The sequence below is a fragment of the Serratia sp. NA_13 genome (assembly GCF_052691735.1).
This window is the reverse complement of record NZ_JBQZFV010000001.1, coordinates 241,346-267,412: the sequence shown is the minus strand read 5'-3', so window position 1 is coordinate 267,412 and position 26,067 is coordinate 241,346. Positions and strand designations below refer to the sequence as shown.

27 protein-coding genes are annotated in these 26,067 nt (G+C 53.7%); 16 read left to right on the top strand and 11 right to left on the bottom strand.

All coding sequences use genetic code 11. The annotated features are described in order from the left end of the window. The first annotated feature begins 142 nt into the window (after window positions 1-142). Window positions 143-1,663 carry a dipeptide/tripeptide permease DtpA gene (gene dtpA, locus ACUTSU_RS01265; RefSeq protein WP_445651125.1) on the top strand — a complete coding sequence of 507 codons (1,521 nt, stop codon included), beginning with the start codon at window positions 143-145 and terminating at the stop codon, window positions 1,661-1,663. A 234-nt stretch (window positions 1,664-1,897) separates the two neighbouring features. Here dtpA and ACUTSU_RS01260 read toward each other — a convergent pair whose 3' ends face one another. Further along, window positions 1,898-3,988, bottom strand: a complete 2,091-nt coding sequence (locus ACUTSU_RS01260; protein ID WP_445651124.1) for a prolyl oligopeptidase family serine peptidase — start codon at window positions 3,986-3,988, stop codon at window positions 1,898-1,900. Window positions 3,989-4,152: 164 nt separating this feature from the next. Continuing rightward, a complete protein-coding gene (locus ACUTSU_RS01255; protein ID WP_445653661.1) occupies window positions 4,153-4,716 on the bottom strand; it encodes a helix-turn-helix domain-containing protein in 564 nt (187 codons plus the stop codon). A gap of 113 nt (window positions 4,717-4,829) precedes the next feature. Here ACUTSU_RS01255 and ACUTSU_RS01250 point away from each other — a divergent pair, with 113 nt between their 5' ends. From ACUTSU_RS01250 to ACUTSU_RS01240, 3 genes are all read left to right on the top strand, one after another. Further along, window positions 4,830-6,023, top strand: coding sequence for a benzoate/H(+) symporter BenE family transporter (locus tag ACUTSU_RS01250; RefSeq protein WP_445653660.1), 1,194 nt, complete (start codon window positions 4,830-4,832; stop codon window positions 6,021-6,023). A 104-nt stretch (window positions 6,024-6,127) separates the two neighbouring features. Then, window positions 6,128-6,607 carry an MEKHLA domain-containing protein gene (locus tag ACUTSU_RS01245; RefSeq protein WP_445651121.1) on the top strand — a complete coding sequence of 160 codons (480 nt, stop codon included), beginning with the start codon at window positions 6,128-6,130 and terminating at the stop codon, window positions 6,605-6,607. 76 nt (window positions 6,608-6,683) lie between these two features. Continuing rightward, entirely contained in the window at window positions 6,684-7,187 is a 504-nt protein-coding gene (locus ACUTSU_RS01240) for a cupin domain-containing protein (protein WP_445651120.1), read from the top strand. Here the strand turns inward: ACUTSU_RS01240 and ACUTSU_RS01235 are convergent. Continuing rightward, window positions 7,152-8,006: an aminoglycoside phosphotransferase family protein gene (locus ACUTSU_RS01235; protein WP_445653659.1), complete on the bottom strand. Its 855-nt coding sequence runs from the start codon at window positions 8,004-8,006 to the stop codon at window positions 7,152-7,154. The genes ACUTSU_RS01240 and ACUTSU_RS01235 overlap by 36 nt on opposite strands. Window positions 8,007-8,149: 143 nt before the next feature. Here ACUTSU_RS01235 and ACUTSU_RS01230 point away from each other — a divergent pair, with 143 nt between their 5' ends. Next, on the top strand, window positions 8,150-8,527 hold the full coding sequence (locus ACUTSU_RS01230) for a RidA family protein (protein ID WP_445651118.1): 378 nt from the start codon (window positions 8,150-8,152) through the stop codon (window positions 8,525-8,527). A 113-nt stretch (window positions 8,528-8,640) separates the two neighbouring features. After that, window positions 8,641-8,910, top strand: a complete 270-nt coding sequence (locus tag ACUTSU_RS01225) for a hypothetical protein (RefSeq protein ID WP_445651117.1) — start codon at window positions 8,641-8,643, stop codon at window positions 8,908-8,910. On the opposite strand, the gene ACUTSU_RS01220 is transcribed toward ACUTSU_RS01225, so the two are convergent. After that, on the bottom strand, window positions 8,907-9,302 hold the full coding sequence (locus tag ACUTSU_RS01220; RefSeq protein WP_445651116.1) for a nuclear transport factor 2 family protein: 396 nt from the start codon (window positions 9,300-9,302) through the stop codon (window positions 8,907-8,909). The two genes, ACUTSU_RS01225 and ACUTSU_RS01220, sit on opposite strands and share 4 nt — an antisense overlap. A gap of 233 nt (window positions 9,303-9,535) precedes the next feature. On the opposite strand from ACUTSU_RS01220, the gene ACUTSU_RS01215 reads away from it, so the two are divergent. The 4 genes from ACUTSU_RS01215 to gstA all read left to right on the top strand — a co-directional run bounded on the left by ACUTSU_RS01215 (window position 9,536) and on the right by gstA (window position 12,353). Next, window positions 9,536-10,201, top strand: a complete 666-nt coding sequence (locus ACUTSU_RS01215; RefSeq protein ID WP_445651115.1) for an HD domain-containing protein — start codon at window positions 9,536-9,538, stop codon at window positions 10,199-10,201. Between the two features lie 101 nt (window positions 10,202-10,302). Beyond that, on the top strand, window positions 10,303-10,569 hold the full coding sequence (locus ACUTSU_RS01210; protein ID WP_445651114.1) for a DUF3811 domain-containing protein: 267 nt from the start codon (window positions 10,303-10,305) through the stop codon (window positions 10,567-10,569). Between the two features lie 201 nt (window positions 10,570-10,770). After that, on the top strand, window positions 10,771-11,655 hold the full coding sequence (dapA, locus tag ACUTSU_RS01205; RefSeq protein WP_445653658.1) for a 4-hydroxy-tetrahydrodipicolinate synthase: 885 nt from the start codon (window positions 10,771-10,773) through the stop codon (window positions 11,653-11,655). A 92-nt stretch (window positions 11,656-11,747) separates the two neighbouring features. Next, window positions 11,748-12,353, top strand: a complete 606-nt coding sequence (gene gstA / locus ACUTSU_RS01200; protein WP_445651112.1) for a glutathione transferase GstA — start codon at window positions 11,748-11,750, stop codon at window positions 12,351-12,353. A gap of 48 nt (window positions 12,354-12,401) precedes the next feature. On the opposite strand, the gene pdxY is transcribed toward gstA, so the two are convergent. Continuing rightward, window positions 12,402-13,262 (bottom strand): pyridoxal kinase PdxY, encoded by an 861-nt coding sequence (pdxY, locus tag ACUTSU_RS01195; protein WP_445651111.1) that lies wholly within the window; start codon window positions 13,260-13,262, stop codon window positions 12,402-12,404. 229 nt (window positions 13,263-13,491) lie between these two features. Here pdxY and ACUTSU_RS01190 point away from each other — a divergent pair, with 229 nt between their 5' ends. Then, entirely contained in the window at window positions 13,492-13,779 is a 288-nt protein-coding gene (locus ACUTSU_RS01190; RefSeq protein ID WP_445651110.1) for a hypothetical protein, read from the top strand. 148 nt (window positions 13,780-13,927) lie between these two features. Beyond that, complete coding sequence (locus tag ACUTSU_RS01185; protein WP_445653657.1) at window positions 13,928-17,023, top strand: DUF4214 domain-containing protein; 3,096 nt, start codon at window positions 13,928-13,930, stop codon at window positions 17,021-17,023. 97 nt (window positions 17,024-17,120) lie between these two features. Here ACUTSU_RS01185 and tyrS read toward each other — a convergent pair whose 3' ends face one another. The 4 genes from tyrS to anmK form a co-directional block, all read right to left on the bottom strand. Continuing rightward, window positions 17,121-18,395 (bottom strand): tyrosine--tRNA ligase, encoded by a 1,275-nt coding sequence (tyrS, locus tag ACUTSU_RS01180; RefSeq protein WP_115184778.1) that lies wholly within the window; start codon window positions 18,393-18,395, stop codon window positions 17,121-17,123. A gap of 139 nt (window positions 18,396-18,534) precedes the next feature. Further along, the gene (gene pdxH, locus ACUTSU_RS01175) at window positions 18,535-19,188 is read right to left on the bottom strand and encodes a pyridoxamine 5'-phosphate oxidase (protein ID WP_445653656.1); all 654 of its coding nucleotides are present in this window, start codon (window positions 19,186-19,188) and stop codon (window positions 18,535-18,537) included. Window positions 19,189-19,275: 87 nt separating this feature from the next. Continuing rightward, window positions 19,276-19,578 carry an MliC family protein gene (locus ACUTSU_RS01170; protein ID WP_017892676.1) on the bottom strand — a complete coding sequence of 101 codons (303 nt, stop codon included), beginning with the start codon at window positions 19,576-19,578 and terminating at the stop codon, window positions 19,276-19,278. Window positions 19,579-19,623: 45 nt separating this feature from the next. Continuing rightward, window positions 19,624-20,745, bottom strand: coding sequence for an anhydro-N-acetylmuramic acid kinase (gene anmK / locus ACUTSU_RS01165; RefSeq protein ID WP_445653655.1), 1,122 nt, complete (start codon window positions 20,743-20,745; stop codon window positions 19,624-19,626). A gap of 368 nt (window positions 20,746-21,113) precedes the next feature. On the opposite strand from anmK, the gene ACUTSU_RS01160 reads away from it, so the two are divergent. Then, on the top strand, window positions 21,114-21,578 hold the full coding sequence (locus ACUTSU_RS01160) for an outer membrane lipoprotein (protein ID WP_445651106.1): 465 nt from the start codon (window positions 21,114-21,116) through the stop codon (window positions 21,576-21,578). Window positions 21,579-21,665: 87 nt separating this feature from the next. Here the strand turns inward: ACUTSU_RS01160 and slyA are convergent, their stop codons facing one another. After that, entirely contained in the window at window positions 21,666-22,100 is a 435-nt protein-coding gene (gene slyA / locus ACUTSU_RS01155) for a transcriptional regulator SlyA (RefSeq protein WP_445651105.1), read from the bottom strand. A gap of 180 nt (window positions 22,101-22,280) precedes the next feature. On the opposite strand from slyA, the gene ACUTSU_RS01150 reads away from it, so the two are divergent. The 3 genes from ACUTSU_RS01150 to ACUTSU_RS01140 are packed head-to-tail and all read left to right on the top strand — an operon-like array spanning window position 22,281 to window position 25,415. Continuing rightward, the gene (locus tag ACUTSU_RS01150) at window positions 22,281-22,517 is read left to right on the top strand and encodes a DUF1656 domain-containing protein (RefSeq protein ID WP_445651104.1); all 237 of its coding nucleotides are present in this window, start codon (window positions 22,281-22,283) and stop codon (window positions 22,515-22,517) included. Window positions 22,518-22,520: 3 nt separating this feature from the next. Then, window positions 22,521-23,378: an efflux RND transporter periplasmic adaptor subunit gene (locus ACUTSU_RS01145; protein ID WP_445651103.1), complete on the top strand. Its 858-nt coding sequence runs from the start codon at window positions 22,521-22,523 to the stop codon at window positions 23,376-23,378. A 9-nt stretch (window positions 23,379-23,387) separates the two neighbouring features. Then, the gene (locus tag ACUTSU_RS01140; RefSeq protein WP_445651102.1) at window positions 23,388-25,415 is read left to right on the top strand and encodes an FUSC family protein; all 2,028 of its coding nucleotides are present in this window, start codon (window positions 23,388-23,390) and stop codon (window positions 25,413-25,415) included. A 9-nt stretch (window positions 25,416-25,424) separates the two neighbouring features. Here the strand turns inward: ACUTSU_RS01140 and sodC are convergent, their stop codons facing one another. Then, window positions 25,425-25,946, bottom strand: a complete 522-nt coding sequence (gene sodC, locus ACUTSU_RS01135) for a superoxide dismutase [Cu-Zn] SodC (RefSeq protein WP_445651101.1) — start codon at window positions 25,944-25,946, stop codon at window positions 25,425-25,427. Window positions 25,947-26,067: the final 121 nt, after the last annotated feature.

Below are 26,067 nucleotides of genomic sequence, written 5' to 3'. Positions count from 1 at the left end.
AACGTCTTGCCTCGTTGACAAAGATAGTGAACATTAACCGCCGCCATCCCATCCTATAACAACGCGGAAGGATGCAGTCCTGCATCACCTTTTGCAATTTCCCGTCTTTCTGAGTCGGGGCAGTGAAAAATCAGAGGTACCAGTGTCAACTGCAAACAACAACAGCGAACATCCTGAAAGCGTGAGTCTCAACGCTTTCAAACAGCCTAAAGCGTTTTACCTGATCTTCTCCATCGAACTCTGGGAACGTTTTGGTTATTACGGCCTGCAAGGCATCATGGCGGTTTATCTGGTCAAGATGCTGGGTCTGAGTGAAGCCGATTCTATTACCCTGTTCTCCTCCTTCAGTGCGCTGGTGTATGGCTTCGTTGCCATCGGCGGCTGGCTTGGGGACAAAGTGCTGGGCTCCAAGCGCGTGATCGTGCTGGGTGCGCTGGTGCTGGCCGTCGGCTATGCCATGGTGGCCTACTCCGGCCATGAGATTTTCTGGGTGTATCTGGGTATGGCGACCATCGCCGTGGGTAGCGGCCTGTTCAAAGCCAACCCATCCTCCCTGCTGTCAACCTGCTATGAGAAAGACGATCCGCGTTTGGACGGTGCATTTACCATGTACTATATGTCCGTCAACATCGGTTCTTTCCTGTCCATGTTGGCCACCCCGTGGCTGGCAGCGAAATATGGCTGGAGCGTCGCGTTCTCACTGAGCGTAGTGGGTATGCTGATCACCCTGGTCAACTTTATGGTGTGTCAAAAGTGGGTGAAGAACCACGGTTCCAAGCCTGATTTTAAACCGTTGCACCTGCAGAAACTGCTTATGGTGCTGGTTGGCGTGGTTGCGCTGGTCGCCATTTCAAGCTGGCTGCTGCACAACCAGGTGGTTGCCCGCTGGGCGCTGGCGCTGATCTCCATCGGTATCGTGATCGTATTCACTAAAGAAGCCTTTGCCCTGCACGGTGCAGCACGCCGCAAGATGATCGTTGCCTTCCTGCTGATGCTGGAAGCGGTAGTGTTCTTCGTGCTGTACGCCCAGATGCCAACTTCGTTGAATTTCTTCGCTATCCATAACGTTGAGCACAATATCCTGGGTCTGGCGTTCGAACCTGAGCAGTATCAGGCACTGAACCCATTCTGGATCATGCTGGCCAGCCCGATTCTGGCGGCCCTGTATAACAAGATGGGCGACCGTCTACCGATGCCGCACAAGTTCGCCTTCGGTATGATCCTGTGCTCCGGTGCCTTCCTGGTGTTGCCGTTGGGTGCCAGCTTCGCCAATGAACAGGGTATCGTTTCGGTTAACTGGCTGATCCTGAGCTATGCGCTGCAGAGTATCGGCGAACTGATGATCTCCGGCCTGGGTCTGGCCATGGTCGCGCAGCTGGTGCCGCAACGCCTGATGGGCTTTATCATGGGCTCCTGGTTCCTGACCACCGCCGCTGCCGCGCTGATTGCCGGTAAGGTCGCTGGCCTGACTGCCGTGCCTGCCAACATCAACGATGCGCACGCTTCTCTGGCTATCTACAGCCACGTGTTTATGCAAATCGGTATCGCCACAGCCGTCATCGCCATTCTGATGATGCTGACCGCGCCGAAGCTGTATCGCATGACGCTGGACACCGCAGAACACACCGAGAAGAAAGCTCAGGCGGCCGCTATCACCAACTGATTGCTGAAAAGGTTTCAGACAGGTAAAAGAAATCCGGGGTATTAATTAGCCCCGGCTCAGACTGATGACAAACCTCATTCCTGCCCAGAGCGAGTAGAGGCCGATAAATAAAAATCAGGAAAATCAATTTATTGATTTTCATCTGCTCACCACAAAGCAGGAAAAACCACGCTTTTTCCTGCTTTGTCAGCAACCTAAGCCGGGGCATTAATTTGCCCCGGCTTTTTTATGTCATCAGGCTGTTGGTTTAGCGTTCAGATTGACCCACATAAATTCACTGACCAGTGCGCCGTGGAATGCGGCCTGTTTCTTGTCCGCCGCGGCGCTGTGCCCGCCTTCGGTATTCTCATAGAAGTAGGCCTGCGGATACCCCATCTGCTGCATGCGTGCCGCCATTTTACGGGCGTGCGACGGGTTGACCCGATCGTCACTGGTGGCGGTGTAGAACAGCACCGGCGGGTAGGACACGCCAACTTTGATATTGTGATATGGCGAGAAGGTTTTGATGTAGTCCCATTCTTCCGCCTTGCTCGGGTCGCCGTATTCGGCAATCCAGGAAGCACCGGCAGAAAGTTGGGTATAGCGCTGCATATCCAGTAACGGCACTTCACAGACGATGCAACCGAAAAGCTGCGGGTACAACGTCAGCATATTGCCCACCAGCAAGCCGCCGTTACTGCCACCCCGCGCCCCCAGATGTTGTGACGACGTCACTTTTCGCGCAATCAAATCTTCCGCCACTGCGGCAAAGTCCTCATAGGCGCGATGCCGGTTTTGCTTTAACGCCGCCTGGTGCCAGGCCGGGCCATACTCGCCGCCGCCACGAATATTCGCTACCACATACACCCCACCGCGTTCCAGCCAGGCCGGTGCTTTAGCCCCCATGTACCCTGGCAATAGCGACACTTCGAACCCGCCATAGCCATACAGCAAGGTTGGGTTACTGCCGTCCAGCTTGATGCCCTTGGCTGAAATTTGGAAATACGGCACCCGCGTGCCATCTTTAGACTTGGTGAAATGCTGGCTGACCTGATAACCGCTGGCGTCAAAGTCCTGTGGCCCCTGCTTGAGCAGTTCTGCTTCACCGCCGTCGAGATTGCCCAGATACAGCGAAGTCGGTTGCAGGAATCCGCTGATGGTCAGGAAATAGTCATTGGTTTCGTCATCGACGCCGCCGGCGGAAATGGTGTTGATCGCCCCCGGTTTGCCCAGCGGCTTGCGCTGCCAGGTTTTGCCCTGTGGTGTCAGAACTTCCAGTCGGTTGACTACGTTGTCCATGATGCTGAGGATCAGGTGGTCACGTGTACCACTGTAGCCGCTCAGCGCCGCCTGTGCGGTCGGGGCAAATAACACCGTCAGCTCACGCTTGCCCGCCAGATAGTCGTCGAAATGGGCCGCCAGCAGTGAGCCCGAAGGATAGCGCGTTCCGCCCACTTCCCAGTCGCTGCTCGGTTTAATCAATATCCACTCGCGGTGCGTGCTGAACTCGGCATCGGCGGGAATATCGATTTTGATCTGTTGGTCTTGCTCATTCAGCAGATAGGTTTCACGGCGGTAGAAGTCCAGACTGCGGCCCACGTAGTTCCGTGCAAATCCCGGCGTCTGGTCGTGGTAAGCAAACACCGTCATATCCTGCGGTTGCGCCTCATACAGCGTCTGAGCGGCACTCAGCGGTGTACCGCGCCGCCAGCGTTTGGCAATGCGCGCATAGCCGGACTGAGTCATCGAGCCTGCGCCGAAATCAGTGGCGATAAACAGCGTGTTTTTATCAATCCACGAGGCCTGGCTTTTCGCCACCGGCAGAACAAAGCCGTCTTTGACAAACTGTTTGCTGACCAAATCAAACTCACGGATTTCGGTGGCATCACCGCCGTCCGGCGACAGTTCCAGCAGGCAATAGCGGTATTCCGGTGCCAGCGACTGCGAGCCGTGGAATACCCAGTCTTTGCCCTCCGCCTTGCCCAGAGCGTCAATATCCAGCACCGTTTCCCAAACCGGCTTGGCTTTACGGTATTCCTGCAGCGTGGTGCGCCGCCATAAGCCACGCGGATTGGTTTGATCCTGCCAGAAGTTGTAATAGTAATCGCCGCGTTTGGCGACCCACGGAATTTGGCTCTCTTTATTGAGAATGTCCAGCACCTGTTTTTCCACCCGCAGGAAGCCTTCACCCTGGGCGAAACGCGCGGTGGTGCGCTGATTTTCCTGTTTTATCCACGCCTGTACGGCCTTGCCCTGCAACTCTTCCAGCCATAAAAATTCATCGGTGGCGCTGGCGCCGCCTTCTGCCGCCATCGCCAGGCGGATACTGTTAGGTAATGAAGTCATCGCGAATACGGCTCCTGCGGTTTGTGCGCTGAGTTTAAGAAATTGGCGGCGGTTACTGTGGTTGATGGGCAAAATCAAACTCCCTTTGACAGTTAATACGAATCATTTTCAATAAAGTAGGCGTTTGACGAGGCCGAGTCAAAGCCTGCGCCCATGCCGTTGAGTCAAAATTTAGGATAGTGGATCAGATCGTGAATGCGCACAGTCTGCTGACTGTTATTACGGTAGGCGTGGGGTCGGTCGGCCTGAAAGCGCATCGCCTCACCGCTGGTCAGATGGCGCCATTGGCCGTCAACCGCCAGATCCAGTTCACCGCTGATGACAATCACGTGTTCAATCACTCCCGGCTCATGGGCCGAAGACTCGCTGAGCGCACCCGGCGCCAGATCGATAACAAACATGTCAAAGCCCAATTGTCGGTCGAACGGAAACAGCGGCACCACCCGCATGTCGGCGTTGCCTTGATTGAATACCGGAGCATCGTCATAGCGATGTAGCGTGGCTTGCTGTTGCAACGGCGAGCTCTCCAGAAAGGCGGAAAAAGCCACGTTAAAACCAGTGGCGATTCTCCACAAGGTCGCCACCGTCGGACTTGACTCCCCCCGTTCGATCTGCCCCAGCATCGCCTTGCTGACGCCAGTGTTTTCGGCCGCCTGCGCCAGACTCCAGCCGCGCTGGCTGCGTAGAGAACGAAGCGTTTGTGCCAGATGGCCAGACAGTTCCTGCATGTTTTTCTCCCCTGATATAGCGACTGATTATAGCCACTTGTGCGCTATAACGCACGGTGCTATGCTCGCCACTTATCGTGCGTTATAACGCACAAACTCTGCCGGAGTGTACCATGCGCCCAGCCATCTCTCTGCGTCATCTGTCTCTGCCTGCCGTTATGGCGGGGTTTGTTGCGGTATTGGTCGGCTATACCAGTTCTGCTGCCATTATCTTCCAGGCGGCTGCGGCTGCCGGTGCTACCCCCTTGCAGATTGGCGGCTGGCTGAGCATTTTGGGGCTGGGAATGGGCATTACCTCGCTCGGGCTTTCGCTGTATTACCGCACGCCGATTCTGGCCGCCTGGTCGACCCCCGGCGCAGCGCTGCTGGTCACCAGCCTGCCCGGCACGCCGATTAACGAAGCGATTGGCGTATTTATCTTTGCCTCCGGGCTGATCCTGCTGTGCGGCGTGACCGGGCTGTTCGCCCGGCTGATGGATTATATTCCGCAGGCTATTTCGGCGGCGATGTTGGCAGGGATCCTGCTGCGCTTTGGGCTGGATGCATTTGCCTCGCTACAGGTCAATTTCGTACTCAGCGCCGCAATGGGACTCGTGTATCTGGTGACGCGGCGTTATCTGGCGCGTTATGCGATTATACTGACGCTGCTGGCCGGGCTGGCGATTGCGGCGCTGCAGGGCAACATTCATCTTTCACAACAACCGTTAATTTTCGCCATGCCGGAATTTATTGCGCCGCATTTTAGCTGGTCGACACTGCTGGGGATTGGCGTACCGTTCTTTGTTGTCACCATGGCGTCACAAAACGCCCCTGGCATCGCCACACTAAAGGCGGCCGGTTACAACGTGCCCACTTCGCCACTGATTAGCTGGACCGCGCTGACCGCACTGCTGCTGGCCCCTTTTGGTGGGTTCTCGGTATGTATTGCCGCCATTACTGCCGCCATTTGTATGGGGCCGGACGTGCATCCCAATCCACAGCGCCGCTATATGGCTGCCGTCGCCGCCGGGGTGTTTTATCTGCTGGCCGGCCTGTTTGGCGGCGTTATCGGTATGTTGTTCAGCGCCTTGCCCGTGGCCCTGATCCACACCATTGCCGGGCTGGCCCTGCTGGGCACTATCGCCGGCAGTCTGCAGCGTGCATTGCAGGATGAAAAGCAACGTGACGCCGCACTGATCGCTTTTTTGATCACCGCGTCCGGTGTGACGCTGCTCGGCGCCGGCTCTGCCTTTTGGGGGATTATTGGCGGCGCAATTGCCCATATCATCCTGTCGTTACCGCAGCGCGCGAACCGCTCGGGAGTTTGAGTCGGCACCGTGCTACAACCGGTAATTTTTTCCCCTTTGGCGATCTTCTGCTTAACTGAGAGAGGGACGAACGTTGCCCTCCAGGGATCGTTAAGGGAGTTTCTATGCCATCTTCTGCGCAGATTGACCTGATTCAACAGATAGACGCCGCCTACCGCCACTGGACGGGGGACGGATTGCCAGGCCCACAGACCGCAGTCGGCGAACGCTTGTCCTGGCTGCATCAACAAGCGCCCTACAGCCTGCTGGCCCACACCGGCGGCGGCGATCCGGTGTTTATCTATGCCAACCACTGCGCACAGCAGTGCTTTGGTTATTCCTTCGAGGAGTTTATTGCGCTGCCCTCCCGCCTAAGCGCTTCTCCGGCAGACCGCGCAGAACGCCAACAATTGCTGGATAAGGTCACTGAGCAAGGGATTGCACAGGGGTATCGTGGCCTGCGTGTCGACAAATTCGGTGACACTTTCACTATTTATGACTGCGAGGTGTGGCAGATCCCAGGCGGAGGTCAGGCTGCGCTGTTCTGGCCACAGCCGAAACGCCGACCGGGTTGGTATAACCCTCAGGAACCTGCGATTCGATAATGGCTGGAAACCTTGCTGTTGCCGGGTTGTCTATCGACTTCATCAACCATTAAGTGACAATGTCACGAGGGTAGCCATGAATGACCGAGCCGCGCTGCTAACCCAGCGCCTGATCCGTAATTTCGATCAGGCTGAAAAAAATCACGACTCCCGCCCGCCGCTGTATGACAGCCTTGGTGCCCGTTTGGGTACCGGCACCGCAGCCGGCAAGCTGGGTGCGTCTATTGATATAGTCGCGCCGGGCATGCGCTCCTGCCCCTATCACTTCCACTATGCGCAGGAGGAAATGTTTATCGTACTGGAGGGAAGCGGTACCTTGCGGGTTGCCGGGGAACAGCTGCCAATCAAAAGCGGTGACGTTATTTTTATCCCGCCGGGGCCGGAATACCCGCATCAGATCATCAATACATCGGACGCGCCGTTGAAATACCTTTCCATCAGTACCCGCGAACAACCCGAACTGGTGGAATATCCGGACTCCGGCAAGTTTCAGGCGATGGCCTTGGGCGAAAATGGTGAGCCGGTGCGCTATATACAACGCCCTTCAGCCTCGCTCGATTATTGGCAGGATGAACCCTGAATCCCCTTCCGGTAGCGAAAGCCCTAACGCGCGTGCGGCCTGCTCCGCGACGCGAAAGTCGATATCCGCCGCCTCGCCGTCTTCCATAAACCAGGCTGCGGACAATCCGGCCCAGGCGAGGATCCATCGCAGCAGCCGCTGGCGATCCAGTCTGGCCAACCGGCAGACCTGATCGACCCGGCAAAGGAAAATATCAGGATCGGTGGCAATACCGTAGTTGGGGTTGCAGAAGATATTGGCGTAATCGAAAGCACGCTCGCCATACAGACGTTTGGGATCGATCGCCAACCAGCCGCGCTCAGCGAAGTCCAGCACGTTGTCATGGTGAATGTCGCCGTGCAGCACCGTCTGTTCGCGTGGGCTGGTCAGTAGCTCAGCCGCGATGGTGGCACTGAGCCGCAACATGCCGCCATGCGCCTGCGCCGCCGGCCACAGTGAATTGAACCACTGCTCCAGGGGAATAAGCTCCGGCAAAGGCTCGGCACGCGGCGCATGCAGGCGGGCAACCACCTGGCACAAAATCGCCGTGGCCTGTCGATCTTCGCCATCGCGTACCATCTGCGCCAACGAGAGGCGGCCTTGCGCACGCTCCAATAAAATGCCGTCTTGGTGCCAGGCCAGCACGCGTGCCGCCCCCTCGCCCTGCCACCAGCACATCAATAACCCACCGAACTTTTCTTCCTGTTCGCGGGCAATTTTCAACATGGCCGCGGTGCCCTGATAGCGTACCGGCATCAGTAGGCTGCTGTGAGTTTCAAATGCCTGGCCGTCGGGCTGCAACTGCCAGCGTTGCATATAGGGAATTAAGGCCTGATTCATTACCCTGAAACGTCCTTCACGGTTAGAATTGAATGTCAGTGATATTATTAAAAAACAATATATCCCAGCGTACTTCCGATGTTCATCGCTCCATCCTAACCAAGTTTGTTTATTTTTTTAATTAATCTCTCGGGGTTTTTACCATGACATCATTAAAGCGCATTAATTATCCACAGTTGCCCACGCCGGGCGGGCCCTATGTCCATGCCGTGTGCCATGGTGATACGCTGTACATTTCCGGCCTGACGGCATTTGCCACCGAAGCGCAAGGGCAAGCCACACAACAACAGACGCAGGCCATTCTGGAGCAGTTGGCGACCATCACCGCCGACGAGGGAACGAATTTAAAGGCGCTGATTAAAATCACGGTATTTTTAACCGATATCGGCGATCTGCCTGCCATACGGCCGGTGCTGTTTGATTATTTTGATGGGGCACTGCCGGCCTGCTCACTGGTCGCAGTCAGCGCACTGTTCTCACCGCAGGTCAGCGTGGAGATCGAGGCCGTAGTGGCGTTATGAAATTGGCGGCTAAACGCCCCCTATAAAAACCGACCCGGCGCACGTTTGTCTTTACCACCAACAGGAAACTTCTGCTAACTTACCACTAAGAAATTTATTACCGACGAGACGTTATGCAGCAAAAGCCGGTTATGCACGAAGCCAGACAGTTAAAGCGCCTCAATGCCGCCACGCGACGACAATCCCATATGTACAAATGGATTGCCTTTATCGCGGCGATGGACGCAGTGCTGGTGTATTTTTATGACCGGGATATGCGCAACATTACCTTTTCAGGCACCGTCGCGCTGGTATGTGGCTATTTGTGGATCCGCGATCGCAACAAGGCGCGCGGTTACCGACGGGAGTACGATCGCAAATTTGGCAAACACAGCGGCCTTTAGCCCTGCATGGCTTCCAGCACTTTTGCACTGTCAACGATTTGCACAAACTTGATGATTTTCCCGGCGCGCAGTTGATAAATATGCGCAAAGGATGCGGTAAATGATTTGCCGGTCGCGCCATAGGTGCCATGGTAGAAGCCCTGGGCGATGACGTTCTCACCAGCATCATAGAAATGGTCGACATCGGCGCGGTAGCCCTGCCATTCCGTACCCAGACGTTGATGAACATTTTTGAAAATCGCCTGCGGGCCAATATAGGTGCCGGCATAGGGAAAGCCTGCGGCTTCGGTCCACTGTGCGTCAGGCGCTAATGCCGCCAACAGGTTACGACCATTCTCCTCGGCACTGCCACCTTCATAGGTAGCGCGTACAATTTCAAGATTCGTTGGCATGGGATATCTCCGGTAGCATGAGCGGGATATTCCAGCCATACCCCGCAGACACAGGCTTAACACCAAGCGGGGATGACCGGAATGCGTTCATTGTAAGTTGCTTATTCCGGCATAAAAACCGTGATTACGGCAATAGTCTGTTGCAGTAGAGTAAACAATAGTTTTTTGCAATGTCATACCCCCCTCATCAATGGCCGCTATTATTCGAGGTTTTCGACCACAAGGAGCAAAGCGTGCATTTTTCGACCCTGCCACAGGCCTTACTGCAGCCCTTCTCACCCCATCTGGAACTGGCGCAGGCCTTGTTGCCACTGACACTCGATTCAGATGACGGCTCTCATGACGTAGCTCATTTACACCGCGTATGGAAAAATACCCGTTATATCAGCAGCCACGAAGGCGGTGACAGCCGTATTTTGTGCGCGGCGGTGCTGTTGCATGACTGTGTTGCGGTGGAGAAAAACTCACCACAGCGACACCTGGCCTCACGCATGGCGGCGGAAAAAGCCTCGCTGATGCTGACACAACTGGGTTGGGTGCCACAGGATATCACCAGAACCGCCCATGCCATTGAAGCTCACAGTTTCTCCGCCGCTCTTACCCCGGAAACGTTGGAAGCCAAAATTCTCCAGGACGCCGATCGCCTGGATGCCATTGGCATGATTGGCGTAGCCCGTTGTTTCTATATTGGTGGGCGCATGCGCAGTGCGTTATACGATGCAGCCGATCCGCTGGCACAACAGCGTCAATATGACGATAAACACTATTGTCTTGATCATTTCGAAACCAAGCTGTTTAAACTACAGGAAGGCTTTCAAACCGCAACGGGCAAGAAAATGGCACTGGAACGCAGCGAAAGAATGCGGCGTTTCCTCAATGAGTTGCAAGACGAGATGTAACTGAGTGATTCACGTGACTGGCATTTCCGTTACAGCAACAGCATCTTCAGCCAGCTAATTGCGGTACACTGGCTGACATCTTCACTGACCAGGCTATAACGATGAAAAAACTGACGCTGAAAGACATGACGGAAAGCGAGCAACGTGAAGTAAAAACCGAGCTGGACAAGGCACGCAAAAACCTCGGCAGGGCTTTAACCAATGCCGAAAATAACAAAATCAAGGACGAAGTGGTGGCGCGTATTACTGCCGCCCGTGCGAAAATTGAAAAAGCCACCCGGGCCGAGCGTAAAGCCAATCGTATTCAACCCACTGGCGAAACCTTCAACTGGACAGCCTCGATCAACAACACCCGCCGTCCGCGCTAACCCCCGAAAACCCTGCCAAGGCGGGGTTTTTTATTTTCCCCATTTTATTAGCCAAACTCATCTGTACCGCTAAATCATGATTAACCCTGTTATCAAGCGGTTGTAAATTGACAGCCTCATGCAGAATATTCATTATCAGCGCATCGCTCCTCGCTTGTTTTCTTATCTGGCTTCTTATTGCTCGCACTGAAGGAACTTACTATGGCCTCATTTTCCGGTATTTGGGTGGCGCTGGTTACCCCATTTAATCATCACGCTGTCGACCTGCCAGCCACCCAACGGTTGGCTCAACATCTTATTGCCTCCGGCGTTGATGGGCTGGTGGTCTGCGGCACGACCGGTGAGGCGGCCGCGTTAAGCCAGGACGAACAGTTGGCGGTGCTCGACGCGGTGTTGGCCGTCACCCCGGCTCATCAGGTGATGATGGGCCTGTCCGGCAATAACATGGTCGACACCTTGCAAATGCAGAAAGCCATCCAACTACGTGATATTGCCGGCGTATTGATCCCGGCCCCCTATTATATTCGCCCGTCGCAATGTGGCCTGGTGGACTACTTTACCCAGCTTGCCGATGCCTCAAGCGTGCCGGTGATCCTGTATAACATTCCGCAACGCACCGGCATCACTATCGAACTGGCCACCCTGCGTCAGATCGCGCGTCATCCGCGGGTAAAAGCGATTAAGGAGTGCAGCGGTAATCCTGACACCATGATGGCGCTGATTAATGACGGTGAAATCGACGTGCTGACCGGTGAGGATAATCTGATCCTGACTACACTGTGCCTGGGTGGCACCGGTGCAATCTCGGCTTCCGCACACATTCATCCAGAACGCTTTGTACAGTTGGTGCAACAGGTCGCAGAAGGCGATTTGATTGCTGCACGCGCCAACTTCTACGCCCTGCTGCCGATGATCCATCAGATGTTTAGCTTCCCTAACCCGGCGCCGGTAAAAGCCGCACTGGCGCAGCAAGGGCTGATCCGCAACGAACTGCGCTCGCCAATGCAAGCCGTGCCGCAAGCGTTGCAGCAGCAAATTGGCGATACCCTGGCGCAGTTGCAACCGCAAGCCGCACTGATAAGTTAAATTTGTCGATTAAGGCGCTGTAATTTTGGCGTTATAGGGCTAGGATCAGAGGTTAAGCATGCCTGTCACTCATCACTATCAAGGAGCTTTCGATGAAACTGTTCTATAAAGCCGGTGCCTGTTCTCTGTCTCCCCATATTGTATTGCGCGAAGCAGGCCTGGACTTCACCGCAGAAAAGGTCGATCTGTCACTGAAAAAGACCGAAAGCGGTGCAGACTATCTGACCATCAACCCGAAAGGACAGGTTCCGGCGCTGCTGCTCGATGATGGCAGCCTGCTGACCGAAGGCGTGGCAATTGTGCAATATCTGGCGGATCGCGTGCCGGATCGCGGTCTGATCCCCGCGGCAGGTACGCTGTCACGCTATCATGCGATTGAATGGCTGAACTATATCGCCACTGAGTTGCACAAGGGATTCAGTCCACTGTTTAACCCGAAAACGCCTGATGAATACAAAACCATCGCGCGGGAAAAACTGGACAAGCAGTTCGACTACCTGGATTCAGTACTGACGAAGCAGCATTTCTTGTTAGGCAACAAGTTCAGCGTGGCGGACGCCTATTTGTTCACCATTCTGCGTTGGGCCATCGCCCTGCAGTTTGATATCAAAAAGCGCAGCCAGCTTGCGGCCTATTTTGATCGCGTAGCCGCACGACCTGCGGTGGATGCGACGTTGAATGCGGAAGGTTTGAAATAATACCTGCGCCCCGGCGCGATAGTCCGCCAGGGCACTCTGCCAACAGCGTTATAGTTTTACCGCCTTAAACTCGCAGCTCGGCTGCACGATACGTTCCTGAGCCGCCACCACCTGCAACTCATACTCCCCCATCGCCTGGGTCGTCAGCATCACTTCATACACCGCCGCCGTGACATGCTCGAGTGCTTTGTCCAACGCCTCACCCTTCAGCAAATTAACCAGCAGCAGACCACTGGTCAGGTCACCAACGCCCACCGGTTGACGCTCACCGAAGTCCACCAGCGGACGGCTGATGTGCCAGGCCTGGCTCGCCGTGACCAACAGCATTTCGAAACAGTCGATATTATAACCGGCGCGGCTCAGATGCTTGACCAGCACCAGCTTCGGCCCTTTGGCAATCAATTCGCGTGCAGCGTTGACCGCCTGCTCCACGTTGGCCACGGTGCGCTGGCTCAGCAATTCCAGCTCCAGCAGGTTGGGGGCAATCATGTCACTGCACGGCAACGCCTGCTGACAATGAAATTCCGCTACGCCCGGTGCCACAATGCAGCCTTTTTCCGGATGCCCCATCACCGGATCGCAGAAATACCAGGCGTTGGGATTGGCCTGCTTGACCTGGCGCACAATCGCCAGGATATGGCTACCCTGCTCCAGCGAACCGATATAACCACTCAGCACCGCATCGCAGTGCTTGAGTTGATCGATATCCGCAATACCCTGGGCAATCTCGGTCAGATGGCTGGCCGGCATCACGCAACCGGTCCACTTGCCGTACTGAGTGTGATTGGAAAACTGCACGGTATTCAGCGGCCAGACGTTAACGCCCATACGGCGCATCGGAAACTCTGCCGCGCTGTTGCCTGCATGGCCAAACACCACATGAGATTGAATAGATAGAATGTTTTTCATTGGAACAACCTGACCTCGCCATGCCGTGTGCATCAGCCCGCGGCGAAATAGAATGAATAAATAACGTAATGAAACGTTATGCCGGCGCGTCTAAAAACAAGAAATTAGAGGACTTTTTTATTTTTTTGGCGGCGGGGCATTGTAACGAATGCTCGCGGGCAAAAAAAGCAGATAGCCAGAACATCATTCAGCTTTCCGTCGTGAGCCCACTCTGTCCCTGGACACTCTCATGTCGCAATCAGCAGATTTTGGGCTGTATTTCGTGAAGCAGATCTTTCCAATCCTTTGGTCCCACGGCAAACCGTACCGACTTAACTCATTGAATGTCGGCATTATGAAATTCGGCACCGATGCTTATATTATCATTGATAATAATCACAACCAGAAAATGGACGCCCAGGATATTATTTTCTCATTCAGCAACAAAGATATTCCTGATATTTCTGACAATCCTCATGACCAGACGCCAATTGTGGTGGTAAATGGTAGCAGCCAACTTGCTGCTAATTTTGTCTGAATCTCGCTTTATTTATACGGCCAATTCAGTGTGACCGTTTCTTTTGCGAAAACCAGAATTTCCTTAGTCCCTACTCTATTGCAATCGACAGATTTTGAACTGTACTTGGAGGTGACCCTTCCTCTAAAAAACCACACAGGGAAAGACAATGAGTCTATTAACGTTACAGCAGGATGTTGCCATCCTTTTCTACGCCACTCTGGGAAAAAAAGCCGACGATAAGGCCTTGAACTACTTTGCTAAAAAACTTGAAAGCGGTGCTTACACCCAGAATGAGTTAGCCAGTAAATTTATTCTCTCTCAAGATGGTCAACACCGTTACGATGGCCTGACCACCAGCCAAAAAGTGCAGTACATCTATCAAAATACCAATGGCACCCCACCGGATGCCGCAACGCTAAGCGCGCTGACCGCGCAGGTCGATGCCGGTAAAACATTGGGCAGCCTGACCACCACCTTAATTAGCGAAACCAAAAATTATGCCGGTAGTGATACGCGGCCTCAAAGCCAGCAACAGCATCTGGAAAACGTCATCAACACCACGTTATATCCGTCGCAAGTCGAGCAACCGGCACAGATTGATGCAGCGGCGGACATACAGGGTATTTATTATCTGCTCGGCAGCATGACCAACTCTACGGCCATCAATTACTGGAGCGGCATTCTGGACAGCGGTAAAAAAACTGCCGCAGATATCGCTAATTATTTTGCCGCGTCCAAAAGTTACATCAGCTCTCTTAACAACGAAGACTTTGTGAAGAAAATCTTTTCCGAAGCCTTTGGAACCTCCGCCAGCAACAGCGATGTGCAAAATTACATCACTGGCCTGAATAATCAAAGCGAAACTCGCGGTGATGTGATTATGCGTATGATGGCCGATATCAGAAATGATACCAGCCATGAGGCGGCCAAACAGAACTTCATGGCGGCAACCCATGTTTATGCGCCAGGCGAACTTCCGGCTGCACAATTTACCGAAACCGTGATGTCACTTTATCTGACGGTTGCGGGGGTGGCGGCAGATGCTACCGCATTGGATACTTATAGTCGTCTGCTTGCCAGCGGCACAACAAATGACCAATTGCTAAAAATCCTGTCCGGTGCCTATCAATTCCGCGATGCCGGCAATTTCCAGAATATTTATTTGAAGCTCTATGGCAGTGTACTCGGTAGCACGTCAGCCCAGGCGATCCTGCTCAAGGCCGGGAACGATAAAATCAAAGCCAGTTCGCTGATCATTGACGCGTTCCGTGACGGTAAATATCCTCTGGACAATAACCCAGCACCGCCACCGACGAGTCAACTACATAACTTTGACGTGAAGCTGGGTGAGGCATTAGGTTATCAAAAAGTATTTAACGGCGCATTTAGCCTTTCTGACAGCGGCAAACTGATGGCGGACATCAATGCGCGGGCGTCTCATGAAGTGACATCCACAGAACTGGCCTCCCTGACATCGTTTAGCCAGTTGAATATCAACGCCAACGTCGATATCGCGGTGGACCTAAGTCTGGTTCCACTCAAAGATATTAATAAAATAGTGCTTTCCGGCGACTATGCCACCAGCGCCACGGTCCGGGATTCATTGGGTAATAGAATTGTCGAACTGTTGCTTAACGAGGCAAATATCGCTAATGCGAACACTGCCCTGCCGTTAAAAGCTACGACTGCCACGGTGGAAGCTGACGCCGTTCTGAGCAACGCCAAGATCAATCTGTTGCTCGACAGCGAATTACGTTGGGCAGGAAACGGCGTTAACGGGGGAGCCAATCACATTGGCAGCGAATTCTTCGCCCAGAAAAATACTCAAAGCGATAACTATAGTGGCACTCTATCAGCCAACTTTATTACCAAGTCGGTGTATTTGACCACCAACGATAGCGGTGGCATCGATGGCAGCATCGTCAGTAACCTCAACCAGTTCCTATATTTCACCACCATAGATTTGACCCATTATCGTGGCACGGGTGAAATCTATCTGAATGGTCAGTTGGTCGCTACCGAAGGCAGTAAGGTCTTTGACTTTGGCTTATTCAGCCAAAATGCCAGTATTTATAATCCTGCCTACGACAGCGTCAGTTCATTGCAGCAAGCTGAATTACCAACGATGAGCTCCAGTGGCAAGTTTACCGGCCAGAGTGGCGCCCTGATCTCCGACTACTCCGGAGATTTAACGCTACTCAATTACAGCAGCGCTACGTTTACGATTGGCGGCGAGTTGACCAAGGACAGCAACATCCATATTTACGATACGGCTCAAAGCGACACCAACCTCTTGTTGGACTTCACCCAAACTGCCAGCCAAATTCACTATTTAAATATGGGTACCTTTAGTATCAACTCCGACCATAAAAATTCATTGGAAATCTTTATGGCCAGTAATATCAATACGGTACAGAACCGAACGCTGACACTTAGCGGCGGGGACAACTCGATAGAGGTATTAATGCTCAACGGCCTCATGTATACAGGTGACCGTGCTGTGGCACTCAATCTGAATATTGCCGCCGATTTCAGCGACAACCTGAAAACGATTATAGGTAGTGACTATACCGATCGCAGGTACTATTCCGACATGAAGTTATTACTGGTGGCGGAAAAAGGCGGCACCGGCGGAGGCAGCTTCTATAACACCCTTAACACCCTCACCAACAAAAATGATTTTAGCCATATCATCGACACACTGGCGGGGGACCAACTTAAGGTCGACGACACCGGCCTGACGGTATACACGGCCAATGTTAAAGGCAACACCACCGTGGACACTACGCGGGAGCTGACCTTTACCGACAGTACTATCGATAGCATGGTCACCCTGAATGCCGGCTACCAGAACAGCGTCATTACCGCCGGTGATGTCGGCAATCAATGGGTTTTCTCCAAAACCGGTGACAAAACCGCCACGCTGTACGGCAGCGCGACCACGGCCACTGAGCTTAACAATGCTTTTACCGGCCTGACGGCAACCGACAACGCTCAGGATCTGTTCTCACAGGTATTGGCCAACATCACCAACGGAACCAGCACCAATAACCTGTCTGAAGTCGGCTTGCTTAAGCTGGATAAATCGGTGTACGTCATTGTGGACAATAACCACAACCAGACTTTTGATGCCGATGATCTGGTGTTCTCGATCGGTAATCAGGACCCGTACCTGGCCGCCGTTTCCCTGCACTACCAGGCACCGGCGATTACCATCAACGGCGCAGCGGCAGGAACGCATCTGGTGGAGGAAATGGCCTGAAGACTGATTAGCGATTAGTTAGCCTGTGTCAAACGTCGCTGAAAATAAAAAAAGCCCGGAGGTTATCCCCCGAGCTTCTTCATTCAGACAGACGCGCTTACTGCCAATCGACCAGGCAGTAATGCTTTTTGCCACGGCGCAGCAGCGTGTAGCGACCGAACAGGCGATCGGCATCACTGAAGCTGTATTCGGCGTTGGACTGTTTCTCACCGTTGATGGTCACCGCATTGGAACCGATCATGGTGCGCGCCTGGCCGCGTGAAGGCACCAGCTCGGCGTTAACCAACGCCTGCTGCAGATCGGCATCGCCATCGAGCTTGATGGTCGGCATACCGTCCTGTGCCAATTGGGCAAAGTCTGCTTCGGTCATTTCGTGCAACGCGCCAGAGAACAGGCTCTGGGTGATACGCTTGGCCGCAGCTAAACCTTCCGCACCGTGCACCATACCGGTCACTTCTTCTGCCAGCACATACTGGGCACGCGGTGCCTTGCCGCTGTTCTTGTCTTCTTCTTCCAGCGCGTTGATTTCGGCCAGATCCATAAAGGTGAAGAACTTCAGGAAGCGATACACGTCAGCATCGGCGGTATTGATCCAAAACTGGTAGAACTTGTACGGGCTGGTTTTTTCTGGTGCCAGCCAGACTGCGCCGCCTTCGGTCTTGCCAAACTTGGTGCCGTCAGCCTTGGTGATCAACGGCACGGTCAGGCCGAATACCTGCTGCTGGTGCATGCGGCGGGTCAGATCGATGCCAGAGGTGATATTGCCCCACTGGTCGGAACCGCCAATCTGCAGTTCAACCTGATGACGGTTGTACAGCTCGGAGAAGTCGAAGCCCTGCAACAGGTTGTAGGAGAACTCAGTGAAAGAAATGCCCGAGTCGTCACGGTTCAGGCGCTGCTTTACCGCTTCCTTGTTGATCATCTGGTTGACGGAGAAATGCTTGCCGATGTCACGCAGGAAGGTCAGCACGTTCATGCCGCCGAACCAGTCGTAGTTATTGGCGGCAATCGCGCTATTGCTACCGCAGTCGAAATCGAGGAACGGAGAAACCTGTTTGCGGATTTTATCCACCCACTCGTTCACCGTTTCGGTGGTATTGAGCTTACGCTCAGCCGCCTTGAAGCTCGGATCACCAATCAGACCAGTAGCCCCCCCCACCAAGGCTACCGGCTTGTGGCCTGCAAGCTGGAAGCGCTTCAGGCACAACAGAGGAACCAGATGGCCCAAATGCAAGCTGTCAGCGGTCGGATCGAAACCGCAATACAGTGCAATTGGCCCTTGCGCCAGTCGCTCTGCTAACGCTTCTTCATCCGTAACCTGGGCAACGAGGCCCCGCTCTTGCAGTTGTTTAATCAAGTTGCTGCTTGCCATCAATGACTCCATGTATAAACGAATGCACCTTTGTCGGTACACGACCTTTCGCCCACTGGCGAAATATTAAATTCAGAATGACGCATAGAATAAAGCGCCGGCGACATCAGTGCCAGCGCTTAAGGGGGATTTTCACCGTTCAGGGCGCCAGTCGGTCAATTTTCCAGTCATTACCGTCCCGTTGATACAGGAAACGGTCATGCAGACGGTTGGCGCCACCCTGCCAGAACTCGACGGAGTCGAAATTAACCCGGAACCCCCCCCAGAAACTCGGCAATGGCACTTCGCCCTGTTGGAATTTTTGCTTCAGTTCGAGGAATTTGCTCTCCAGCACGCCGCGCGCAGAAATACGCGATGACTGCTGGGATACCCAGGCACCGATCTGGCTGTCTTTCGGCCGGCTGGCGAAGTACTTCATGACTTCGAAGGTGGACAGGCGCTCCGCTTTACCGAGGAAAATCACCTGACGATCGAGCATGTGCCACGGGAACAGCAGACTGATGTGCGAGTTATTCGCCAGTTGCTGCGCCTTGCGGCTGCCCAGGTTGGTGTAGAACACCAACCCTTTGTCATCAAAATGCTTGAGCAACACAATACGCTGGTAAGGTTGGCCGTTTTCGTCCACCGTGGCCACACACATGGCGGTCGGATCTGCCAGACGGGCATCACAGGCCTGTTTCAGCCAATGTTCGAACAGTTCCAGGGGGTTGGAGGTCAGGTCCTTACGGCGCAGGCCGCCACGAGTATATTCGCGGCGCAGGTCCGCAACATCAAATTCATTATTTTCAATCATTCGGTTATCAACCAACTGAAAAATCGTGATTCTATTCTGCGCCAGCGGCGTCAGGATCTCAATCGCTCTGACGCCGCAACTGCCGGATCAATTCGTCAGCGTACAGTCGCTCATAATCACTTTGCCATTGCGCTCAAGATAGGCGTTTTGGCCCTTCGACCAAAAGGTGTATTTATCATCGCTGTATTTTGCACCGGACATGGCCAGTACCTGTTTCAGCTTCAGTTGCTCACCGTCCATAAGCAGGCTGACGGTACTTTCCTTACCGTCCAGTGACACTGTCAACGGCGTGGTGCCGCACTGGTAATGCAAGGTTTGGCTATTTTGCGGCAGAACATAACTGCAGCCAGCCAGCACCAATGTGCCGGCGGCAATAATGATTTTTTTCATGCTGTTGCTCCTTAGGGAAATCCATTGATTTCTATCCTAACAGAGCTAACGCCCCCTCAAAGGCAAAACCGGATAAATCCCACCCAGCAGGGTTTCACAGCTGGCACCGGTCACCGAAGGCAGGTTGCCGGGCTGCCCGGACAAGGTACGAAACGCCAGCCAGGCAAAGGCCAGCGCCTCCATATCATCGCCGCTAATGCCGAAGTCATCCGTCAGACAGACCTCGGTTCCTGGCAACAACGCCGACATCCGTGCCATCAGCAACAGATTCCGCGCCCCACCGCCGCAGACCAGCAGTCGTTCACAGCCCCCTGCCAACTGAACCTGTTCGCAAATGGTGACTGCCGTCAATTCCGTCAATGTGGTTTGCACATCCACCGGGCTGACTGCCGCCAGACCCGCGAGCTGACGTTCCAGCCAGGTCGTGTTGAAATATTCACGCCCGGTGCTTTTCGGTGCAGGTAGCGAGAAGTAAGGATCGGCCAGCATCTGTTGCAACAGCGGCAAGCAAACGCGTCCCGCCATCGCCCAGCCACCATCCTTATCGTAAGGCTGTGATTGATGACGCCATATCCAGGCATCCATCAGCATATTGCCCGGCCCGGTATCAAAGCCACGCACCGCAGCCCCCGGCAGTAGCATCGACAGATTGGCTATGCCACCGATATTCAGCACCATACGGCGCTCTACCGGGTGCGACAGCAGTGCCTGATGGAAGGCAGGTACCAACGGGGCTCCCTGACCGCCGTAGGCCATGTCACGTCGGCGAAAATCGCCAACGGTGGTGATATTGGTCAGTGCGGCAATGCGATTATTGTCGCCCAACTGCATAGAAAAACGCACATCCCCCTCGGGTTCATGCCAAACCGTCTGGCCATGACAACCGATGGCGGTGATGTCGTGCGCCGCCACGCCGGTTTGCTTCAGCAAGCCCAGTACCGCCTCACCGAACAGCGTACCAAGCTTCGCATCCAGCCGCCCGACCGCAGAAAGCGTGGTCTGCTGGCCCTGGCACATCCCGAGAATATCATGCTTCAGTTGGAGCGGCATCGGATGGCTGTAACTGGCCTGTTGCGCCACCATACGTCCGTCAATCGCAGCGAGTACCACGTCGACACCATCCAGACTGGTGCCAGACATAACACCTATATAGCGGCCTGACTTCATAGCTACATCCTTTACCCTTTATGGGGAAGCAAAAATTTTGACCTGACAAATAAACCAGAATTGCCACATTAACGCCATGAAATATGTTGTATTTTCTCACCTCTGTGAGCAATGTGCCTGTTTTTAGCCCACACCGAATATTGATAAGTACGGCTAAGCAGGGCTTCAACATGCAATGGAATTTCTTCCAACGCTGTTATAAAACTAAACCACCGTTTATTATTGGTTGAACAGAGCAAAGCTAAGCTGCGTGCAGTAGCGGGTTATGGTTATATGCGTGCGTTTAAGCCATACTTTGTCTATCATTTTTATGAATCTGGCCTGGCAAGGTTCCCCAGGTTATGGACTACTACCAACAGGAGTTTTATATGATCAAGCGTCTTCTCGTCGTTGCCATCGCCGCAGTTACGCTGGCAGGGTGCGCCAATGACTCCATGTCCGGCGACGTTTATTCCGCTTCGCAGGCCAAACAGGTGCAAACCGTGACTTACGGCACGCTGGTTTCTGTGCGCCCGGTCAAGATCCAGGGTAGTGAAACATCGAACACCATTGGCACCATCGGTGGTGCCGTGCTGGGTGGCTTCCTCGGTAACACCGTCGGCGGCGGCACTGGCCGTAGCCTGGCGACTGCAGCCGGCGCTGTAGCAGGTGGCGTAGCCGGTAACAGCATCGGTGAAGCTGCCGGCCGTACTTCAGGCTATGAGCTGGAAATCAAGACCGACCAGAAAGAGAACATCGTGGTGGTTCAGAAGGCGGGCGACACCAAGTTCAGCCCAGGGCAACGTGTTCGTATGGCTCGCACTGGCGATACCATCACCGTATCCCCACTGTAAGCTGAACTCAGCAGGTAAAACCGGAGGCTTTAGGCCTCCGGTTTCATTTCCGATGCTGTGAAATCTAATCGTATAAAGAAGAAGTTCTTATTGTTTATTTTGCAGTTCAGTGATGTTTTGTTCCAACTTGCCAATCAGATCTACCAACAATTGCACTTCATCAGTGGAAATCCCACTCAAAATTTCGCCCCGCGTCGAACTGATCACACTGTCCACCTCTCGGATAATGGGATCGGCAGCTTCAGTCAGCTTGATACGCTTCGCACGCCGGTCGTTGGCGCAAGTGTGGCGAGTAATCAGCCCCTTTTCTTCTAACTGGTCCAGGGTACGAACCAATGACGGTTGCTCAATGCCGATCGCCTTGGCCAGCTGGATCTGCGACTGCTCCGGCGGTAAACGATTGATACTGTGCAGGGTTACCCAATGTGTTTGCGTCAGCGCCAGCGGCTTGAGCCGATGATCGATCAGCGCGCGCCAAACACGAACTAATCGTGCTAAATCGGAACCTAATGTTGACTCCACTTACCCCTCCTTATAATTAGCATGCTAACATACCCTCCCACAGTTTAGACTATTTTGAGTAACTAACATTAAAAACACAAATGTATATAATATATATTGTGGAATTAGCCACCATTTTGGCCAGTTATTGTTTATTCTCTATGCAAAAACTCAACATATTCACTCATCGGGATTGTTAATGTGAATACTTCATGGCTCCATGCCTCGTCCCCGCTACCCGATTTGGTGCTGGGCGCCTCGCTTTATTTTCCACCCATATTTAAGGCTGTGTTGCTTGGCCTGGTTTTATGGCTACTGGTACACCACCTGTTGCGAGAATGGATTTATTCCGGCGAAATTTGGCATCCCATGCTGATGGATTTGTCTATTTTCGTCATTGCCGTCAGCGGCGCCCTGTGGCTTTTAGCAAGTTGGTAACCGATGACACATAAAACATTAAAATATTTTTCTACGGTAATCGTCTGCGCCATTGCCATCTGTGCCGGCTGGTGGTTATGGAATTATTATATGCAATCCCCGTGGACCCGTGATGGAAAAGTACGCGCCGAGCTCGTCAATATCACACCAGAAGTTTCTGGAAGATTAGAGAAAATAACCGTTCATGACAATCAGTTCATACCTGCGGGAAGTCTGATTTTTGCGATCGACCCCGTGCCATACCAGATAGCGCTCGACAATGCAGAGGCCGCGCTGGCAAAAGCGCAGTCCGATATGGCCAAAGCCGACCATGAGGCAGCCCGCCGTCGTAGCCTGCCCAAAAATGTTATTTCCGCAGAAGACATGGATGAGTCAAATTTAGCAGCACAGGCAATGAAAGCTGCCTATAAAGCCGCCCAGGCCAATCTGGAACAGGCCAAATGGAATTTAAGTAAAACTAAAATTTATGCCCCTACCGATGGCTATATCACCAACTTACAAACCCGGGTTGGAAACTATGCCAGCGTCGGTATGCCACTGGTCGCACTGGTCGACGTACACTCTTTTTATGTCCTCGGCTATTTTGAAGAAACCAAGCTAAAGCATATAAAAGAAGGCAATAAAGCGGATATCGTTTTATATAATGGCAACACCCCTCTCCAGGGCGAAGTAGAAAGCATTGGCCGTGCCATTTACGATCAGAGCGTTGAAAGCAGCAGTGATTTATTAATGGACGTGAAGCCCAACGTGCCTTGGGTACGGCTGGCACAGCGCGTTCCGGTACGGATAAAACTACTGAATGCGCCCGCTGATTTACCCCTGGTGGCCGGCACCACCTGCACCATCTCCATTCATCAGTAAGGCTAACCAGTGAACCTGCCTTTTTTGGAATGGAAGCGTACCCCCTGGGGGAAAGCCAGCGCTGGGCAATGGCGTTATGCGCTGCGCAATTCGCTGGCGATGTGTCTTGCGTTATGGGTAGCGTTCGTCCTCAATCTTGATGAGCCTTACTGGGCACTCACCTCAGCGGCAGTGGTCAGTTTCCCCACCGTCGGGGGTGTGATCAGTAAAAGCATCGGGCGCGTTTTCGGTAGCCTGGTCGGTGCTGCCGCGTCGGTGGCGATTGCCGGTCATTGCCTCAACGATCCCTGGCTGTTCACGCTGTTCATTGCCGCCTGGATCGGCCTGTGCACCTATATTTCCAATCATTATCAAAACAACGTCTCCTACGCCTTTGCGCTGGCAGGCTATACCGCCGCCATCATCGCCTTTAGTACGGTCAACGTTACCGACACCCAGCAAATCTTTGATATCGCCCAGGCACGCGTTTGCGAGGTGATCACCGGTATTCTGTGCGGCGGACTGATGATGATGATCCTGCCCAGCACTTCGGACGGTGAAGCGCTATTGACCTCTCTGCGGCGCATGCACCTGCGGTTGCTGGAGCACGCGGCGATGCTGTGGCAACCCGAGATTACCGTACAGATGCGCACGTCACATGAAGGGGTCATCGGCCAGATCCTGACCATGAACCTGTTGCGTATTCAGGCCTTCTGGAGCCACTACCGGCTGCGTCGGCAGAATAACCTGCTCAACTATATGCTGCATCAGCAACTGCGCATTACCAGCGTGATCTCCAGCCTGCGCCGCATGCTGCTGAACTGGCCGGAACGCCCGGCCAACCTGGCGACCGTTTTGGATCAACTGCTGAACGAACTGCGTAATCCCCATACCGATAAATACCGGTTGGCCCGCATCCTGCAGCAGATCGCCCCACAGGATCCTGCCGATTACCGCCATCGTGCCTTTTGGCTACGCCTGCGCAATTTCTGCTGGTTGTACCTTAACTGCAGCCGCTGGCTGCAACGGCTGGAGAGCGCCACTCCGGTCAGCGAGATACAACCGCCACGCGTGACTTCTCTGGCTCGTCATACCGACAGTTACGAGGCCGCCTATAATGGCCTGCGCACTTTTCTGTGCATTATCCTCGGCTGTGCTTACTGGATTAACACCCAGTGGGATGCCGGCAGTACGGCACTGACGCTGATTGCCATCAGTTGTGTGCTCTATTCCTCCACGCCGTCCCCTATCAACAGCATCACCACCCTGCTCAAGGCAGTGACACTGCTTTCTATAGTCTGTTTTTTGGTGAAGTTTGGCCTGATGGTTCAGATAGATGACTTATGGTTGTTCTGTGCCTTCCTGTTCCCAGTACTGGTCACCATGCAGATGCTCAAGCTGCAGAATCCCTCCTATGCTGCACTCTGGGGGCAACTGATCGTGTTTATGGGCTCGTTTTTGTCCGTTACCAACCCGCCAAGCTACGATTATCAGTCGTTTATCAATGACAGCATCGGCAAAATTGTCGGCGTGCTGTTGGCCGGTCTGGCATTCCAGATCTTGCGGCCGAGCTCAGACAAGCGCAAAAGCCGGCGCATTATCCGCGCCCTGCGACGAGACTTTATCGATCAGCTGAGTAAAAAGCCGCAGCAAAGCGAGAGCCTGTTTGAATCGCTGATTTATCACCGCGTCAGCCAATTGAATCAAAGCCAGGATCAAGAGGCACGCAGTTGGTTATTACGCTGGGGCGTGGTACTGCTCAACTGCAGCCATATCGTCTGGCAACTGCGCGACTGGCAGACCCGCTCCGATCCGCTCTCGGCGGTGCGTGACGTCTGTATTCACTGTTTGCGGGGCATTATGACGGTAAAAGGCGTACAGCACAGTTCGCTGGACGCCAGCTTACAAGAGCTGCAACGCATGAGTAATGCACTGGCGCACCACCCGGAACAGGCAGCGCGCGATCTTGCCGGATTAATTTGGCGACTTTATTGTTCGTTGCAACAGTTACAGCAGGCTATCACCCCGCCTGACAGTGCAGCGGCAACCGCGGGCTAAGTGGCTTTATCACTTAATAACACCACAGGCGAAACGCTCGCCACCACCCCCCAGGGGTTTCGGATGATCGGAGTGGTTATCGCCACCAGCATGTACCATCAGCGCCCTGCCGGTTACTTCACTGATTTTTTTCAGCCGTGGAGCCAATACCGGATCACTGGCCATGCCATCGTCCGTTACGTAAATCGCCGGCAGGTCGCCCAAATGGCCATCGGCATAGGGACCAAGGTGTTTACCGGTTTTTTGCGGATCAAAATGCCCGCCCGCTGCCAGTGCGGCAACCGCTTTGCCCTCTTTCATCCCCGGCTCGCAACTGCCGTTCTCATGAACGTGGAAACCGTGCACGCCAGCCGGTAACGCTTTGAGTTGTGGAGTAAACAGCAGGCCATAAGGCGTTTCGCTGATCGTCACTTTGCCAATTTCCTGACCAATTCCCTGTCCGGTCACCAGATTCATGTCAACATCCACCGTCGCCGCCTGAGCGGCTCCGCAAGCCATCAAACCGAAGGCCGCATAAAAATAATGTTTCATCAATCAATCTCCTTGGAATACCTGTGAGTGTTCAAGTATAGGGGAATCTGTGACGCAATCGCACAAAATGCGCACAATTTTGCCGATCAAATTCGCATTCTGAATAATTCATACTAATAAT

Coding starts and splice junctions, on each gene's coding strand:
- ACUTSU_RS01260 (WP_445651124.1), bottom strand. CDS start 3,988: ATGACTTCATTACCTAACAGTATCCGCCTGGCGATGGCGGCAGAAGGC.
- ACUTSU_RS01255 (WP_445653661.1), bottom strand. CDS start 4,716: ATGCAGGAACTGTCTGGCCATCTGGCACAAACGCTTCGTTCTCTACGC.
- ACUTSU_RS01250 (WP_445653660.1), top strand. CDS start 4,830: ATGCGCCCAGCCATCTCTCTGCGTCATCTGTCTCTGCCTGCCGTTATG.
- ACUTSU_RS01245 (WP_445651121.1), top strand. CDS start 6,128: ATGCCATCTTCTGCGCAGATTGACCTGATTCAACAGATAGACGCCGCC.
- ACUTSU_RS01240 (WP_445651120.1), top strand. CDS start 6,684: ATGAATGACCGAGCCGCGCTGCTAACCCAGCGCCTGATCCGTAATTTC.
- ACUTSU_RS01235 (WP_445653659.1), bottom strand. CDS start 8,006: ATGAATCAGGCCTTAATTCCCTATATGCAACGCTGGCAGTTGCAGCCC.
- ACUTSU_RS01230 (WP_445651118.1), top strand. CDS start 8,150: ATGACATCATTAAAGCGCATTAATTATCCACAGTTGCCCACGCCGGGC.
- ACUTSU_RS01225 (WP_445651117.1), top strand. CDS start 8,641: ATGCAGCAAAAGCCGGTTATGCACGAAGCCAGACAGTTAAAGCGCCTC.
- ACUTSU_RS01220 (WP_445651116.1), bottom strand. CDS start 9,302: ATGCCAACGAATCTTGAAATTGTACGCGCTACCTATGAAGGTGGCAGT.
- ACUTSU_RS01210 (WP_445651114.1), top strand. CDS start 10,303: ATGAAAAAACTGACGCTGAAAGACATGACGGAAAGCGAGCAACGTGAA.
- dapA (WP_445653658.1), top strand. CDS start 10,771: ATGGCCTCATTTTCCGGTATTTGGGTGGCGCTGGTTACCCCATTTAAT.
- gstA (WP_445651112.1), top strand. CDS start 11,748: ATGAAACTGTTCTATAAAGCCGGTGCCTGTTCTCTGTCTCCCCATATT.
- pdxY (WP_445651111.1), bottom strand. CDS start 13,262: ATGAAAAACATTCTATCTATTCAATCTCATGTGGTGTTTGGCCATGCA.
- ACUTSU_RS01190 (WP_445651110.1), top strand. CDS start 13,492: ATGTCGCAATCAGCAGATTTTGGGCTGTATTTCGTGAAGCAGATCTTT.
- ACUTSU_RS01185 (WP_445653657.1), top strand. CDS start 13,928: ATGAGTCTATTAACGTTACAGCAGGATGTTGCCATCCTTTTCTACGCC.
- tyrS (WP_115184778.1), bottom strand. CDS start 18,395: ATGGCAAGCAGCAACTTGATTAAACAACTGCAAGAGCGGGGCCTCGTT.
- pdxH (WP_445653656.1), bottom strand. CDS start 19,188: ATGATTGAAAATAATGAATTTGATGTTGCGGACCTGCGCCGCGAATAT.
- ACUTSU_RS01170 (WP_017892676.1), bottom strand. CDS start 19,578: ATGAAAAAAATCATTATTGCCGCCGGCACATTGGTGCTGGCTGGCTGC.
- anmK (WP_445653655.1), bottom strand. CDS start 20,745: ATGAAGTCAGGCCGCTATATAGGTGTTATGTCTGGCACCAGTCTGGAT.
- ACUTSU_RS01160 (WP_445651106.1), top strand. CDS start 21,114: ATGATCAAGCGTCTTCTCGTCGTTGCCATCGCCGCAGTTACGCTGGCA.
- ACUTSU_RS01145 (WP_445651103.1), top strand. CDS start 22,521: ATGACACATAAAACATTAAAATATTTTTCTACGGTAATCGTCTGCGCC.
- sodC (WP_445651101.1), bottom strand. CDS start 25,946: ATGAAACATTATTTTTATGCGGCCTTCGGTTTGATGGCTTGCGGAGCC.